The following is a 16534-nucleotide window of genomic DNA, read 5'->3' on the forward strand; positions in this document are numbered from 1 at the left end:
ATTGAGAAATTGATAAATTAGTTAAGCACTACCTAAAACTTCATAAAGAAGGTATGCGGTGGGTTTATCTTTATCGTCATGCTCCATCTATTCCAAATTACATTACAGTTATCATTACCTAAAATGGCAATGACTAGCACGAATCAATAATTTGAGTACTAAATTGTTATTTATTATGTTGATATTGATTAATTGTTCATAGTCAAAAAATCGAGTCTATGCTAGACTAAAACAAACTCTGAAGCTATTTTACCTAAGTGAATTTTTAGTTTCATATGGTAACTTAGCCGCGGTATAGCGCAGAAATGGCTATGCTTCCCGATTTGGATAAGGTGTTTGTTATATATGCAATTAATGGATAATTATCAGCGTCGATTTCAGTATCTACGCTTGTCGATTACCGAACTGTGTAATTTTCAGTGTCAATACTGTTTACCCAATGGTTATCGCCCGAATAAAGATCATCACTTCTTAACGCTCAATGAGATCGATAATATTGTATCGATCTTTACTGAACTTGGTGTGCATAAAATTCGTTTAACCGGTGGAGAGCCGACCTTACGTCGAGATTTTATCGATATTTTATCAATGATCGCTTCTTATCCTAGTGTTCGCGATGTGGCGGTGACGACTAATGGTTCACGTTTATTAAAAAATGTTCATCATTGGCATCAAGCTGGACTGAGTTCGATTAATATTAGTATTGATAGTTTTTCACCCCATTTATTTAAATTAATTACAGGTCAAGATAAACTTAAAGAACTATTGCAAGGGGTGGAAAAATCATTAGAAGTAGGTATTAAAAAAGTTAAAATTAATACTGTATTAATGAAAAATATGAATGATAAATTGAGCGATTATTTAGCTTGGATAAAACAGCGTCCGGTAGAGTTACGTTTTATTGAACTTATGGAAACCGGTGAAAGCCAAGACCTTTTTAATCGTTATCATTTAGCGGGTCACTCCATTGAATTACAGCTCATTGAACAAGGTTGGCAGTTACAGCCTAAACAAGCTTTATCTGGTCCAGCTAAAGTTTATTTTCATCCTCAATACTTGGGTAAAATTGGTTTGATTATGCCTTATTCAAAAGATTTTTGTAAAAGTTGTAATCGCTTAAGGGTCTCTTCAATCGGTAAACTGCATTATTGTTTATTTGGTGATGCCGCAGTAGATTTGCGTGATTTGCTGGCTAGTTCTGAACAAAAAGCACAATTAAAAGCACGAATTTTAGCCTCACTAATGATAAAACCTGAAAAACATCTATTGCACCAACATAAAGTTGGTATTACGCCGAATTTATCCTACATTGGTGGATAATGGCTTATTTTGTTTCGGTATTAATGCGAGATTCCAATGGCTGATTGCCCAATCAAGTAGCTGTTGCTGAGTTGCATCTTGCCAATCAAGCGGTAAAGGTTGACCTAAAAATTGTAATGCTTGCGCAGTGATTGATTGAGTATTGCTAAGTTCAATGGCTTTAGCGTGATTTTGTTTAGATAATTTATTGCCATTATTATCCAGCACTAAAGGCAGGTGGCAGTAGCTGGGAACGTTAAAACCAAAAAGCTGATAAAGTGATATTTGTTTACCAGTAACGGGCAATAAATCTGCGCCGCGGACAATTTCGGTGATGCCTTGTTGATGGTCATCGAGTACCACTACTAAATTATAAGCAAATAAACCATCTTTGCGATGAATAATAAAATCTTCATTCGCATTTATTGCTGCAATTTTTTGTAAACCTAGAATTTTATCTGTGAACTCAAAAATAGGGTGATTTTGCTTTAAACGTATCGCATATGGTTGATCATCCTTTAGCGTTAAGTGTTGTTGGCGGCAAAAACCATCATAAAATCCGTTAGGCAATAACTGTATTCGTTGTCTTGTGCAATTACAATAGTAGGCTTGTTGGTTTTGTAGTAACTGGTTTAATGCAGCTCGGTAGCGTTCACTGCATGCGGACTGATAAAGGACGTGGTCATCCCAATATAAGTTGAGTGCGTCTAACGTTTTTAATATTAAGGATGATGCACCTTTTACTTCTCTTGGCGGATCGATATCTTCAATTCGAACGAGCCACTTACCATGCTTTGATTTTGCTTGTAAATAGCTACCTAAGGCGGTCACCAACGAACCAAAATGTAAAGGTCCGGATGGTGACGGTGCAAAGCGACCAATATAGCGCTTAGACATAGTTGTTAAATAGTGAGTTTTAACAAATAGGTTTACATACCCATCTGTTTTTCGCGAAGTTCAGCAAGTGTTTTACAATCGATGCATAAATCAGCCGTAGGTCTTGCCTCTAAGCGACGAATGCCAATTTCTACGCCACAAGACTCACAATAACCAAAATCATCGGTTTCGATTTTCTTTAATGTTTTCTCAATTTTCTTGATCAGTTTTCGTTCTCTATCACGAGCACGTAATTCCAGGCTAAATTCTTCTTCTTGAGTTGCTCGGTCAGCTGGATCTGGAAAATTTGCAGCTTCATCTTGCATGTGTGAAACAGTTTTTCCCATTTCACCTTGTAATTGAGCAAGCCACGCTTCTAAGATGAGTTTGAAATGCTTCAATTGCTTAGGATTCATATACTCCTCGTCTTTGGCCTCTTTATAAGGCTCAAGTCCCGCAATTGAAAGCAGGCTTAGAGAAGATGTATTTACTTTTTGTTCCTTTTTCACAGCAATCCCCTTAAGTACAGATTATTTGCAAGCGGTAAACTATAGCAATAAATTAGCCGTTGGCAAATTTTTTTTAATTTTTTTTTGCTTAAATCGAAATAAAATGTGACAACTCTATGTTATTAATCGAAATAATCAATTATCCCACTTTTTTAATCCATTTTCGGGGCATTTCTTGACTAAGTCATACAAGTTATCGTTATCAGGTAAGACTAAGTCTGGAGCGATATCAAATAAGGGATAAAGAACAAATTCTCTTTTTTTCATATGGTAATGTGGAATGGTTAATCGTTCAGTGTTCATGATTAACTCATCATATAACAAAATATCAAGATCTAACGTTCTTGCTCCCCAACGATTTTCTTTGCGAACGCGCCCTTGTGATTGTTCAATCGATTGTAACTGATCCAACAATTCAATGGGCGATAAGGACGTTGATAGCTTAATTACGGCATTAAGATAATCATTTTGATCCTGAGGACCTAGCGGTTTACTCCGGTAAAAAGGTGAAACATCGACAACATGAGTCTTGGGCAATTGTTTTAAAGCTGTAATAGCCTGTTTTGCTTGCGCAAGGGGATCTTGTAAATTACTTCCTAAGGCAATATAACAAATTGACATAATAAAACTTGCTAGTTTCTGATATGGATAACTCAAAGGTGATTTAGTTTAACATATAAAATTTTACTCAAGAAAGCCTATATCAATGCAACTGTATAATCTAATGATTTTTAGTTATAAAAATATAATTTTATAATCTTTAATTTATTACTGGTTATCGGTTATTTTAATGAGTAAGTAAATCAAACCGTTTTAATGAGCAGCGAATGAATTTAGGCAAACAGTTAAGTTGTTTAATAAAAAATACACCGCTAATTACTGATCCTCACACAATTGAGTGTGCGATTAATGGTGTGATTGATTATTTTGCATGTAGTTTACAAGCGCATGATGATAGTGATGCACAAAAGCTCTTGGCGTGGATAGAGGATGAAGGTGGGCATGCCCGATCTTGGCTGGTTGGGCAAAAAAAATTGGCAACAGCACGCCAGGCTGCCTTATTTAATGGCTATCAAGCGCACTGCTTAGATTATGATGATGTGCATGCTGATGTGCGAGGACATCCTTCGGCTGTTATTTTATCGGCACTGTTTGCCAGTATTCGATTAGACAACCGAAACGCGATTGATCTGAATGGACACCGGTTTTTAACCGCGTATATTATTGGTGTTGAAGTCATGGCTTTATTAGGTAAAAGCGTCAATCCACAGCATTATGAAAAAGGTTGGCATACAACTATTACGCTCGGGGCAATGGCAGCAACGGCAGCAATTTGTTATTTGTATGATATGCCTTTTATATCTCAAGCATTAGCGTTAGCAGCAACTCAAGCGTCAGGAATGCGCTTACTCATGGGCACACCGATTAAATTTTTACATGCAGGATTAGCGGCTCAACAGGCGATCCAGTCTATTGCATGGTTAAGTATTGGGATATCGGCTGATAAAGATTTTCTCGATGACAAATTAGGGTTTCTAGCGGTTTATGGGCAAGGTAATGGTAATTTTAGATTAAATCAATGGGGCAAAAGTTGGAAGATCGCTAACCCTGGATTATGGTTTAAGACTTATTCTTACTGTTCTGCAGCTGCATATATAGCTGATGCGGGACAATTACTGTTTCAGCATCCACAATTTAATTGTCATGATATATCTCATATCACAATTTTCTTTGCACCACCGAACAGTGATGCCGCGCTAATTTATTCATCACCAACCCTAGCGGAACAGGGGCGATTTTCTGCTGAATATATTTTAGCGTTAACGCTATTGGGGATCCCACTTGATTTTGAACAATTTTCCTCAAATCCTATACCAAAGAATATCCATAAATTGATGCAAAAAATGCAACGTACCTATCAAACTCAAGATAGCTGTCAGATAGATGTTACCGCACAACCAGGCGCTTATACTGGACGCTATGTTGTGGTAGAGATTCATTTTAATTCTGGAAATACAATTTGTCAGCGGATTGATAGCCCTAAAGGTTCCCCAAACAATCCCTATACCAAGCTTGAGATGCAGTTAAAATTAAAAAAAGCAGTAGGGAACGAACAAAAAGCCGATAATTTAGTGAAAGATATCTATCAATTGGCTACAGGACTAAGCGTTGACCAATTTGTTAAACGACATTGGTTAACGCTTTAACCCTTTAAGCGATAGAATGATTTCTGACTTTTATTCAATGAACAAGGTATTCACTAAATTTCGAAATTAATATCGTCGCTTAATTGGCGCAAAAAGCGTTGCGTGAGGGCATGTTGTGGATTATCGATAACAGATTTAGCTACACCTTCTTCTATAATGATACCATTTGCCATAAAAATGATACGATCAGCGACATATTTGGCGAATTCCATTTCGTGCGTGACAATGATCATGGTAATGTTTTCTTTAGCAAGTTGTAACATGACTTGTAATACTTCGTGTACCCGCTCAGGATCGAGCGCTGATGTAGGTTCATCAAATAATAGTACTTTGGGCCTCACCGCTAATGCTCGAGCAATGGCAACCCGCTGTTGTTGACCTCCGGATAAAGTACTTGGGTACTGATTTGCATATTCGAGCATGCCTACATGGGTTAATAGTGATATGCCAAGCTCTTTAGCCTGATTTTTATTCATTTTTTTACCCACCCTAAGTGGGTAGGTAATATTTTCTAACGCTGTTTTATTTTTAAATAAATTATAGTGTTGAAATACCATGGAAGATTGTTTACGTAAATTGCTTTCATCTTTATGGCTGTACTGATTACAATTAAGAACAACCTCACCGATACGAATTGTACCTGTATTGGGTTTTTCCAGTAAATTTAAACAACGTAATAATGTTGATTTTCCTGAACCAGAAGGGCCAATAATAGCGACAACTTCGCCTTGTTTTACCTGCAAGTTAATATCTTTTAGCACTTCATTATCAGCAAACCGTTTAGATAAATGAGATACAGAAATCATTCCTTTGCTCCTTAACGATGATAGGGCTTGGTGAGTTTACGTTCTAACTGTTTTTGTATCCAAGAATAAGCAACAACAGTTAGCCAATAGACAATACCCACCGCTAAGTAGGTTTCAAAATAAAGAAAAGAGTTTGCCGTTAACATCTTCCCTGCGGCAAGTAATTCTTGCACACCAACAAAAAAAGCCACGGATGAATCTTTAAGTAAAGAGATAAACATATTACCAGTATTTGGCAGAGCGTTGACCATAGCTTGTGGCAATATTATGCCTCGATAAACTTGAAAGATACTTAAACCTGATGTAAGTCCTGCCTCTTTTTGACCAATATCGACTGATGTTAATCCTGCCCGAAAAATTTCGGCTAAATACGCTGAATATTTTAGGCTAAAGCAGATAATGGCCGCTGTAGTTGCGCCCATCTGTTTTAATGCAGGAAAAATTTGGGGTAAGCCATAATAGATAATAAATAGTAAAACAACTGAAGGGATCCCTCGAAATAGCGAAATAAACAGCGAAAAAATCGAATCGACAATAACAATGTTATTGTTTCTTACTAGTGCGATAGCGAGTCCTAAAACAATGGCGAAAATAATCGATACGATAGAAATAAAGAGTGTTACTGGCAAATAAGGTAAAATCTGCGGGAACACACCTAAAAAATAGTCTATGTTAAAATTCATGAGGTAATATCTTCGCCAAAATATTTAATTGATAGATTTTTCAATGTTCCATTTGCACGTAATTTTTCTAAAGCTTGATTGAATTTTTCACGTAGTGCTTTACCTTTTTCATCTTTACTAAATGGGAACGCTACTTGTTCGATAGTTATTGGTTCACCGACTAATTTAAACGGTAAATTTTTTCGTTTAATTTCAGCAAGTAAAATTGGTTTAGAATTTACATAACCGTCAACACGCTGATATTCAGTGTCATACATTGCGCCGTCTCTTGTTTCGTAAGTTTTAATTGTGACTTCATTATTTGGGAATGCTTTTTTCAAATTGTTAATGTGATTTGAACCCAGCACGCCAGCAATAGTTTTACCCTTAAAATCAGAAAGAGTATTAATGGTTTGATTATCTTTATGTGTAACTATTTGGCTACCATAAAAGCTGTAAGCATTGGAAAAATCGTATTTGGCTTGACGGGCCGGCGTTATTGCAACAGCATTGGCAATGGTATCTAATCGCCCTGAATCGAACTGCCCCATTAAGCCACCGAATTCAGCAATGACCCATTCAACTTGATAGCCTAACTCGTTAGCAATCGCTTGTGTCACTTCCACATCAAAACCAATTAACTTGCCGTCTTGTTTGAAGCCATTTGGATAGCTTTGTCCTGTCGAGCCAACTTTAATGACCTTTTGTTCTGTTGCTTGATTGGTCGCTTTATCATCACAACCAACTAGTAACGTCAAGCTTGCAAATAATACGGCCGATACTATCGTTTTTATTGTTCTCATCGTTAATTACTCCTTGATTTCCATTGAGTATAATTTTTATGATTAAGTATTTTTTCAAAATAAAGTGTAGTGTGATCTGGTGTTAAGTCAGCTTGACCAATCGGACGATAACCTTTATTGATATAAATTTGTGCTAACCAAGGATGATTTTGTGCAGTACCTAATGTAACCGCAGGTAATTTTAATTGATTGATTAAAATTTGATTTTCTACCCAGTCCCATAATGCATTGCCATAGCCTTGACCTTTATATTGGGGATTGGTTGCAAACCAGCCTAAATGGGGTAAGCCATAAGGTCCAGGATTATTACCCCAAGGAAAGCGAATACTCAACGTTGATACTAATTCGCTATCTTTTTCAGTAACATACACCGCATTCGATTCAATGTGATTGGCAATGGTAAATCGGTCAACAGTCGCAGCGGCAAAATGAATGCCTAATTGACTGACTGCCTGATAGGCATTGTGTAATAACGTTTGATAAGCAGGAATATCATCATAAGTCATCAAGCGAAAAATCATATTAACACTCCGCTTTTATCCGCATAATCAATCACTTGCTGGACTTTTTCGGATGCTGATCCTAAGTAATTAATTGGATTTAACCAGTTTTCAAGCTCAGTATCGGTAAATTCTTGGTTCAAGTTGGGATCTTCTAATAATACCGCTTTAAAGGGGCGATGCTGTTCAAAAGCCTTCATTGCATTTTGATAAACTAAATGATGTGCTGTCTGTTTACCTAACCGTTTACCGATTTCAAACATGACCTTCTCTGACAGTAATAAGCCATTTTGTAATGACAAATTGGTGAGCATTTGTTCGGCATTGACTTTTAAACCTTTCAAAACAGCTAATGCTGTTTGTAATTGTGCAGAAATATAAAGGTTAATTTCAGGCAGGGCGATCCACTCAGCTCGCCAGCTCATGGCGTCACGTTCATGTTCAACTTTCATTGATTCATGAATTAGCGCCACACTTTTTAATAATGGCGCCGTTAAGCTGGCAAGACCTTCTAGTGCTGCTGGATTGCGTTTATGTGGCATGGTCGTTGAGCCAATTTTTCCGTCTGAAAAAGGCTCTTCTACCTCATTAATTTCAGTACGCATTAAATTATAAAATTCATTACCAATTTTACCGAGTGTGCCGCTGATTAAGGCGATGACTGATGCGTATTCTGAAAACCGATCACGAGCTGCTTGCCAGCCAATATTCGGAGTATTAAGACCGAGTAAGGTTAATGCCTGCTGTTCAATTTTCGGCCCTAGCTCACCCATTGATGCATAGGTACAAATTGCGCCACTGATATTACCGACCAGTACTCGTTGTTTAATTTCATTTAACCGTTGTAAGTGGCGAACAAACTCATCTAACCAAACTGCAAGCTTAAAGCCAAACGTTGTTGGAAGTGCTTGCATACCATGAGTACGCCCAACCATCGGTAAATATTGATATTGTTTGGCTAACCGTTTGAGTTCATTCGCGATCAGTTTGGTATCACGCTCAATTATTGCAAATGATTGTTTTAGTTGTAAAACTGTCGCCGTATCAACAATATCTTGGGTCGTTGTGCCATAATGAATAAATTGACCTGCTTCGCCGACTTGTTTTTGCAGTGCATTGATGGTTGACATTAAGGAGTGTTTGGCTTTAGCGGCCTCATCGGCTATTTGTTCAATAGATAGTTGAGAAGCATCGGCTTTTTCAATAATTGCATCAGCAACCTCGCGTGGTATCACACCCAGTTCACCTTGTGCTTGCGCCAGGGCGACTTCAACTTGTACTTGTTTTTCTAAACGATGTTGTTCTGACCAAATGGCGCGCATTTCACTCGTGCCAAAATTATTACCTAAAATCAAAAAATCTATAACGTGTGATGCCACTAAATCACCCTCAATAATTATTCTCTACTCTGTTTAATAATTATTCATAATAATTCGATCATCGTCTAATAATCAGTTTGTCTATTGTTATAACTAAAAGGAATATCGTGTTATGTGTTGTAGTAGAGAAGATATTTTAAGAAGCAATATTGTGAATAATGGCACGATAATTATGGATGGATGTTATACAATGCCTTAAAAGGTCAGAAAATAGTGCTATCAAGCCGCTATATTTTCAGTAATATGGTGCAGTTGCTAAAAAATCGGTAGGTGATACTAATTTTATCTTATGAAAGATTGAATTAATTCACCCCAATTTTATAGCAAAATAAATTTTATAAAACCTCTACAATTGATTCACACAGTCTTGACATGTTATCTAACGTCATGCCTGCAACGTTAATTCGTCCTGAATTGACAATATAAATGCCATAATCGTTACGCAATTTTAGTACTTGTTCTTCACTTAAACCACTAAATGAGAACATACCATTTTGTTTAGCGATGAAACTAAAATCTTGGTTAGCGCCTTTTTCTTGTAAGGTTTTGACAAATAATTGACGCATACGGTGAATACGTTGTCGCATATTGGTTAATTCATCTATCCATTCTTCTTTTAATTCATCATTGTTTAAAATATAAGAAACGATTTTTGCACCATGCGCAGGTGGATTTGAGTAATTTGCTCGAATAATGGTTTTAACTTGGCTAAAAGCGCGATCGGCAATTTCACTATCGGCAGCAATTAAGGTAAATGCGCCAACGCGTTCGTTATACAGGCCAAAGTTTTTTGAATAAGAACTAGCAATCAGTAGTTCTGGTTGACTTTCGACAAACAACTTTAATCCGTAAACATCTTCTTCAATGCCTTGACCAAAACCTTGATAAGCCAGATCAAAAAGCGGTAACCAACCATTTTTTAAGGCTAAATCGGCAATGGCTTGCCATTGTTCTGTGGTCGGATCAATGCCTGTCGGATTATGGCAACAACCATGAAATAGCACAGCTTCACCAGCTGCAACTAGACTTAAATCACTCATCATTGCATCAAAATTAAGTTCATGGTTTTGTGGGTCATAGTAATGATATTCACGCACTTCAAGCCCTGCTGTTTGGAATACACTGCGATGATTTGGCCAAGATGGATTACTGACCCAAACTCGTTTTACTTTAGTTCGGCGTGCTAAAAAGTCGGCCATAATTCGTAATGCACCCGTTCCACCCGGCGCTTGCGCGGTTCTTGCACGTTCATTTTCACGACCAAACAGAAGTTTTTGAGTTGCTACGTTAAAAGCATTGACACCATCAATAGGTAAATAACTTTTGGTCGTTTCATCAGTTAATAAAAAGTGTTCTGCTTTTTTTACACTTTCTAAAATAGGTGTTTTAGTTGTTTCATCTTTGTAAACACCAACGCTAAGATTAATTTTGTTAGTGCGTTCATCTTTATTATAAAGATCTGCTAATCCTAAAATGGGATCGGCGGGAGCTGCTGTTAAATTTTCAAACATAATTCACCTATCTGATCTAATGACTTTCAATGCATTATATACACATTATTTTGTAAGATACAATTTCGATAATAGTTAATTTTGTTTATTATCTATATAATTAATGCGTTATTGGTATACAATTATTGTTTAACAAGTAACAATTAATTTATTTAAAAAAGCGGTTAAATCCTGACTTAACGTTGTCAATTCTCCACTAATCAAATCCTCTTTGACGACTTCCCCTGTTAAATTATTTATTGCAATAATTTCGGTACTGTCATTGGTTGACGCAATAAAAATAGTGGGGATCCTTTTTAATTTTTTTTGTTGGGTTAGATGCGCAATTAAATTTTGTTCCAGATTCGAAAAATCATCATCATTCCAAGCTTGTATTAAGAGTAATTCAATATTGTCAAAGATTGCACTCATATTGCCAGCATATTGGCTACCATAAAAAAGATGAGCACTTGGGTGTAATTTAAGACCAACGACTTGTTCAATAATCATTAGATTTTTCGGTGGCTGTAATAAAAAAGGTTGCCAATAAACCGATAAATTTTGGGTTTTTATGATACAAGGAGAGGGCAGAGCGTGGAGTTCGTCATTGTGCGGCGCGCCATCAAATTGATGTATCCAACGTGAAGTAAATTCGACTAATGCATTTTTTTCACAATTATCCATAAAGTAAGGTGTTCTCTTTAACCATTGTTTGACAGTCATTATACTCAATCGATTTAGATATGCACTAAGCGAGTGAGCTTTGATTCTCGATTTTGCGTTATCAATCACAGAATAAAAAAACTGTAAAAATATTTCAGGTTATTATGATGTTTTAGTATAAAGTATATTGGGAATAAGCTTAGTTTTTGACTATTGACTCAACAGTATTTATAAGGCATTTAAAATAACTTGCTAACTATCTATAAAATTTGAAGTTTAATTTACTTGCTATCCTTTGCTGAAACGTTAATAATAAGACAGGATTTTTTATCCTTGTAATGCAGCAATGGCGTTAGACATTACAATTTATCAAAAATAAAATAGCGTAAGTAGAATCATTATAATTAAATAATATGTTTATTTTAAACAATCACATAAAGATTTAGTTTGTTAGCCAAGGTCGATAACCTCACTGCGGTTTGCAAATTAACCAAAGTAATAATATCGATGAATTATATGTTTAGGAATAGTTCAAAAAGTATGCAAGATTTTTGAATTCTAATGATGCCTAAAATTTTGTATAGATATTGTGTAACAGATATTGGATTCACATAAAATAATAACAAAAATAACACAACTAAAATAATGAATACCATATCAAAATATTTAGTTAAGTACCATTAATGATCATTGTGAAAATAAGCACTTATTAATAGTAAGGTTCTACCTACAATTAATTAAGATTAATTAAGAGTGTAGAATAATGAAAAGAATGCTAATCAACGCAACCCAGCAAGAAGAGCTGCGTGTTGCTCTTGTTGATGGCCAACGCTTATATGATTTAGATATCGAAAGTCTTGGGCATGAGCAAAAAAAGGCCAATATTTATAAAGGCAAAATTACTAAAATTAATCCAAGTTTGGAAGCGGCTTTTGTTTCTTATGGTGGTGAACGTGATGGATTTTTACCCCTAAAAGAGATTGCTGATAGCTATTTCCCCTCTAATGTGACTGGTCGTCGAAGTATTAAAAATTTACAAGAAGGCCAAGAAGTTTTAATTCAAATCGAAAAAGAAATTCGTGGCAAAAAAGGTGCAGCGCTTACCACTTACATTAGTTTAGCGGGGAGTTATTTAGTTTTAATGCCAAACGATCCTCGTGCAGGTGGGGTTTCACGACGAATAGAGGGTGAAGAGCGAGCCGATTTAAAACGGATTATTGATGCGATTGAAAAACCTAAAGGTATGGGCGTTATTGCTAGAACTGCTGGTGTAGGTAAAAGCCAAGAAGAGTTACAGCAAGATTTAGATGCATTAGTTAACTATTGGACAGCGATCCAAAACGAATCGAAAAATCATCCAGCGCCGAGCCTAATTCATAAAGAAAGTGACATTATTACTCGGGCATTTCGTGATTATTTGCGTGATGATGTGGGCGATATCTTAATTGATAATCCTAAAGTGCTTGAAATTGCTAAAAAACGGCTTGTTGATTTAGGGCGAGTAGAATATGTTAGCCGATTAAAACTTTATGATGGTGATGTGCCGTTATTTAATCATTTCCAAATCGAAGGACAAATTGAATCAGCATTCCAGCGAGAAGTTCGCTTACCTTCTGGTGGTTCGATTGTTATTGATGCAACCGAAGCTTTAACCGCGATAGATATTAACTCAGCCAAATCAATCCGTGGTAGTGATATTGAAGAAACCGCGTTTAATACTAACCTTGAAGCCGCAGAGGAAATCGCCCGTCAGTTACGTTTGCGCGATTTAGGTGGGTTAATTGTTATCGATTTTATTGATATGACCCCAATTCGTAACCAACGCGAAGTTGAAAATCGTTTAAAAGAAGCGATGAAAACTGACCGTGCAAGGATTCAAACCACTCGTATTTCGCGCTTTGGTTTACTTGAAATGTCACGTCAACGTTTAAGCCCTTCATTACGAGAAGCCACGCATCATATCTGTCCTCGCTGTCAAGGGACGGGTACGGTTCGTGATAATAACTCATTATCACTTTCTATCTTGCGATTAATCCAAGAAGAGGCAATGAAGGATAATACTGTTCAGATTGATGTAATTGTTCCTGTTCCTATTGCCAGTTATTTACTTAATGAAAAACGTCGCGCCATCACTAATATTGAAAGAATGCACCCAGATGTGAAAATTGTCATAGCAGGTGATGAAGAGATGGAAACGCCACTTTATAAAGTGATTCGTAAACGAAGTGGAGAAGAGACTGATGTACTAAGTTATAATCTGCCTAAATTGATCCGTGAACTTGAAGAAGAGGAAGAAGATCAGGCAACGGAAGTGGTTGTTGAACAAGCGGTCTTATCAGGTCCTAAAGTCGAAGCTAGTACCATTACAAAAGTTAAGGTTGAAACTAAAAAAGCTGAAAATTCAGGAAGCTTTTTCGGTGGGTTATTCGGTAAGATACGCCAATTATTTGCAGGTGAAAAAGAAAAACCACAGCCAGAAGTCAAACCTCAACCGGCCAAACGACGCGATAATCAGCGTTCAAATAACAGGCGTCAACGTAATAATCGTCAAAATAATACCGTCAATAACGCCAATAATGAGTTAGTGACAACGCCATCTTCTTCTGAAGCTGTAGTAAAAGAAGCGAGTAATAAAACTAATCATCGTCGAAGTAAACAAAATAGTCATGCAAATTCGGCAACTGCTGTTAATGCAACGAAAGCAGATAAAGTGGCGAACGAAACAGCACCAAGTAAGCCAAAAGAGGTTAAACCAAGACGACAACAGCGCACATTAACCAAAAGCGTTCGCGTGAAAAATGTTGAGACAATTACTCAACATCAAATTGAAAGCGGAACAACAAATGAAAGAGTCATTATTCCAACTTTATTGTTGCCAGTTATTGCCGCTGAACCAACGGATAATAATGTTATTGCTGATGTACAACCTAAACGCCAACGACGTACATCAAGGCATTTACGTATGAACGGTCAACGTAATAAGCGACGAGTTAAAAATACTGAACTTAAGCAGTCACCAATGCCGTTGCCATTTGCTGCGGCATCATTAGAATTAGCTTTAGGACGCGTATCGATTGATTATAGTCAATTGACTCAGGATGAACCTAATGCTGCTGTGGCAGTGATACCTTCATTATTATTGCCGATTATTATTAAAGAAGATCAAGTGGCAAGTGATGGTCCAGTGGTTAATGATACGGTGTCAGTATCGAATCAACCTGAAGGTAATTTGCAGTTTGATTTTAATGATATCGAACAAAATACCAATGAGAGTAAATTGGATAATACAATTACGCATTCAACCGGCTACTCTTCGTCAGTGATGACAAAAGCCCCTGCACCTGATTATGTGATATCGGAAACGGGTATAAAATCACGTCAAGAAGCGGATTATCAATATCAAGGAAAAGGTAATGCTGGCGGTTTAAGTGCGCAAGATCATGCTTATGCCGCAGCAAGTAAACCGGTTATACCTGATTAATCAATCAACTAAATAAAACACGGTAATAGCTACTACCGTGTTTTATTTATACTAGCGATAAAGATAAACAATGATTATCTATATTTTCAAAAAAATAGTGACGTTTTTATTTATTATCTGCGTATTGGCTCAGATTAGCTTCTGTTTAGTCTATTTTGCGCCTAATTCAATGTTTAATTTCAATAGTCTAAGTTTTGTTGATGCCTACAGTGCTTTTTTTAAGCAATTGCTTCAAGGGCAGTTTAAATTGATAACAGGTGAAACTGTGCCGTTTTTTCATACACTGTTGGCAACATTTGAACTTTGTATTTTGGCTTTATTGGTCGCTTTGTTTGTTGGATTACCTTTAGGTATCTTTCTGGGTTTAAGCAATATTAACTGGTTAAATACCGCCATTCGTTTAGTGAGTTTATTGCTATATTCTTGCCCAATCGTTATGCTGGTTATCATTATTATGTACTTGTTATCGCCTACTTGGTCGGTATCAATGAATTTTAATGTATCACCATCTATTACTGGTACCTCTTTGTTGGATATATTAATTTCATCTAAAAAAGTCAAATTACCCGCTCTGCTTGATCAGTTGCATCATTTGTTATTGCCTATCATTATTTTAGCCATTCAACCGAGCATTATGACGATTCAGTTAGTCAGTCAAAATGTTAAAAGTACTTCACGACAAAATTATATTAAAATGGCGATTATTCGGGAGCGATCACCTTTTAAAATTTTACGTCGCCATTTGTTACCTAATTCCATTCCTGCGACAATTCCACAATTGACTTACAATACAACAACACTATTATTTTCAACGATGGTGATTGAAATTCTATTCAATCGAGTGGGATTAGGGCAATGGGTGATGATTGCTTATCATCACCATAATTATTTTATTATTTCTATTGCGATTCTTGCTTGTGGTACTGTAATAAGCCTACTCACCTTATTAGGCGATATTACGGCAATTGCTATCTATCCTTTGCGCCATAAGGAACACTATGTCTAAGGTTGCACAATTATTTAAAAACATAAAATTATGCTTTAATCGATTGCATAGTAATCTTTATTCAATTGTCGGATTTTATGGCATATTAGCTATCGCTTTTGTGGCGTTATCAACGAAGTGGTTTTTTCATGCCAATTTAAATCCTATTTATCCAACATTATTACCGCCAGCTTGGTGGGCAAATGGGGATTTGAATCATATTTTAGGTACCAATGCTAATGGGCAAGATATTTTTGATTATCTGCTTATTGGATATCGTTCCACAATATCAATGACACTAAAAGCGGTATTTTATGTGGTAGTAATTGGTGGTTTAATTAATTACCTTATGTTTTTTGTTTCGTTTATACGCCCATTTGTCATATTTATTTTTCGATTTTGTATGGTAGTTCCACCACTATTAGGTGTGATTGTCATTAGCTTATTATGGGAAGATGATATCACCAATATGTTATTTGTCGTTGGCTTATCCTATACGCCACGTTTTATTTATAATATTCATCAACGGGCGATTAATGAATGGAATAAAACTTATATCACGGCATATCGTCTTGATGGCTTATCGCCATTTTCAATTTTAAATCATTATATTTTACCTAATATTTTACCTGTATATTTGACTGAGATTGTCTCGCTATTTGGTTCAATTATTTTAGCCATAACGACTATCACTTTTTTAGGCTTTGCCAACGATCTTTCACGACCAGATTTAGGTATGATGATGTTTAAAATGAAAGATATTATTGATAGTAATTATTTAGCATTTCTAGCTCCAGGTTTAGCGGTGTCTGCGACAATTACGTTTGTTTATCTATTCAATTTTGGTTTATATGGCCGTCGAGCAGGACATTAA

Annotated in this window: 15 protein-coding genes and 1 riboswitch; of the genes, 5 read left to right on the forward strand and 10 right to left on the reverse strand. The window is 36.3% G+C overall.

Annotated features, from left to right (window positions below):
- Positions 1–225 precede the first annotated feature (225 nt).
- A riboswitch (molybdenum cofactor riboswitch) is annotated at positions 226–350 on the forward strand.
- The gene (gene moaA / locus J3U63_RS10520) at positions 346–1320 is read left to right on the forward strand and encodes a GTP 3',8-cyclase MoaA (protein ID WP_267371445.1); all 975 of its coding nucleotides are present in this window, start codon (positions 346–348) and stop codon (positions 1318–1320) included. It overlaps the preceding riboswitch by 5 nt.
- Here moaA and gluQRS read toward each other — a convergent pair.
- The 3 genes from gluQRS to folK all read right to left on the reverse strand — a co-directional run bounded on the left by gluQRS (position 1300) and on the right by folK (position 3305).
- Positions 1300–2196 carry a tRNA glutamyl-Q(34) synthetase GluQRS gene (gluQRS, locus tag J3U63_RS10525; RefSeq protein ID WP_267334125.1) on the reverse strand — a complete coding sequence of 299 codons (897 nt, stop codon included), beginning with the start codon at positions 2194–2196 and terminating at the stop codon, positions 1300–1302. The genes moaA and gluQRS overlap by 21 nt on opposite strands.
- Positions 2197–2228: 32 nt before the next feature.
- The gene (dksA, locus tag J3U63_RS10530) at positions 2229–2684 is read right to left on the reverse strand and encodes an RNA polymerase-binding protein DksA (RefSeq protein ID WP_065634076.1); all 456 of its coding nucleotides are present in this window, start codon (positions 2682–2684) and stop codon (positions 2229–2231) included.
- Positions 2685–2819: 135 nt separating this feature from the next.
- Positions 2820–3305: a 2-amino-4-hydroxy-6-hydroxymethyldihydropteridine diphosphokinase gene (gene folK / locus J3U63_RS10535; RefSeq protein ID WP_267334126.1), complete on the reverse strand. Its 486-nt coding sequence runs from the start codon at positions 3303–3305 to the stop codon at positions 2820–2822.
- Positions 3306–3511: 206 nt separating this feature from the next.
- On the opposite strand from folK, the gene J3U63_RS10540 reads away from it, so the two are divergent.
- Positions 3512–4891 carry an MmgE/PrpD family protein gene (locus tag J3U63_RS10540; protein ID WP_267371447.1) on the forward strand — a complete coding sequence of 460 codons (1380 nt, stop codon included), beginning with the start codon at positions 3512–3514 and terminating at the stop codon, positions 4889–4891.
- Between the two features lie 53 nt (positions 4892–4944).
- On the opposite strand, the gene J3U63_RS10545 is transcribed toward J3U63_RS10540, so the two are convergent.
- From J3U63_RS10545 to syd, 7 genes are all read right to left on the reverse strand, one after another.
- The gene (locus J3U63_RS10545) at positions 4945–5697 is read right to left on the reverse strand and encodes an amino acid ABC transporter ATP-binding protein (RefSeq protein WP_267334128.1); all 753 of its coding nucleotides are present in this window, start codon (positions 5695–5697) and stop codon (positions 4945–4947) included.
- Between the two features lie 11 nt (positions 5698–5708).
- Positions 5709–6380: an amino acid ABC transporter permease gene (locus tag J3U63_RS10550; RefSeq protein ID WP_267334129.1), complete on the reverse strand. Its 672-nt coding sequence runs from the start codon at positions 6378–6380 to the stop codon at positions 5709–5711.
- Complete coding sequence (locus J3U63_RS10555) at positions 6377–7162, reverse strand: amino acid ABC transporter substrate-binding protein (RefSeq protein WP_267334130.1); 786 nt, start codon at positions 7160–7162, stop codon at positions 6377–6379. The genes J3U63_RS10550 and J3U63_RS10555 overlap by 4 nt, the downstream gene beginning before the upstream one ends.
- Positions 7163–7164: 2 nt before the next feature.
- The gene (locus tag J3U63_RS10560) at positions 7165–7683 is read right to left on the reverse strand and encodes a GNAT family N-acetyltransferase (protein WP_267344532.1); all 519 of its coding nucleotides are present in this window, start codon (positions 7681–7683) and stop codon (positions 7165–7167) included.
- A complete protein-coding gene (gene purB / locus J3U63_RS10565; protein ID WP_267371450.1) occupies positions 7680–9041 on the reverse strand; it encodes an adenylosuccinate lyase in 1362 nt (453 codons plus the stop codon). The genes J3U63_RS10560 and purB overlap by 4 nt, the downstream gene beginning before the upstream one ends.
- A gap of 335 nt (positions 9042–9376) precedes the next feature.
- Positions 9377–10552, reverse strand: coding sequence for an aromatic amino acid transaminase (locus J3U63_RS10570; RefSeq protein ID WP_267344534.1), 1176 nt, complete (start codon positions 10550–10552; stop codon positions 9377–9379).
- 129 nt (positions 10553–10681) lie between these two features.
- Positions 10682–11254 (reverse strand): SecY-interacting protein, encoded by a 573-nt coding sequence (syd, locus tag J3U63_RS10575; protein WP_267334134.1) that lies wholly within the window; start codon positions 11252–11254, stop codon positions 10682–10684.
- Between the two features lie 703 nt (positions 11255–11957).
- On the opposite strand from syd, the gene rne reads away from it, so the two are divergent.
- The 3 genes from rne (at position 11958) to J3U63_RS10590 (ending at position 16534) form a co-directional block, all read left to right on the forward strand.
- Positions 11958–14675, forward strand: a complete 2718-nt coding sequence (gene rne, locus J3U63_RS10580; protein ID WP_267371452.1) for a ribonuclease E — start codon at positions 11958–11960, stop codon at positions 14673–14675.
- A 70-nt stretch (positions 14676–14745) separates the two neighbouring features.
- The gene (locus J3U63_RS10585) at positions 14746–15681 is read left to right on the forward strand and encodes an ABC transporter permease subunit (RefSeq protein ID WP_267334136.1); all 936 of its coding nucleotides are present in this window, start codon (positions 14746–14748) and stop codon (positions 15679–15681) included.
- On the forward strand, positions 15674–16534 hold the full coding sequence (locus J3U63_RS10590; protein ID WP_267334137.1) for an ABC transporter permease subunit: 861 nt from the start codon (positions 15674–15676) through the stop codon (positions 16532–16534). Before J3U63_RS10585 ends, J3U63_RS10590 begins: the two co-directional genes overlap by 8 nt.

The organism is Gilliamella sp. B2838 (assembly GCF_026536185.1).
GTDB lineage: Bacteria > Pseudomonadota > Gammaproteobacteria > Enterobacterales > Orbaceae > Gilliamella.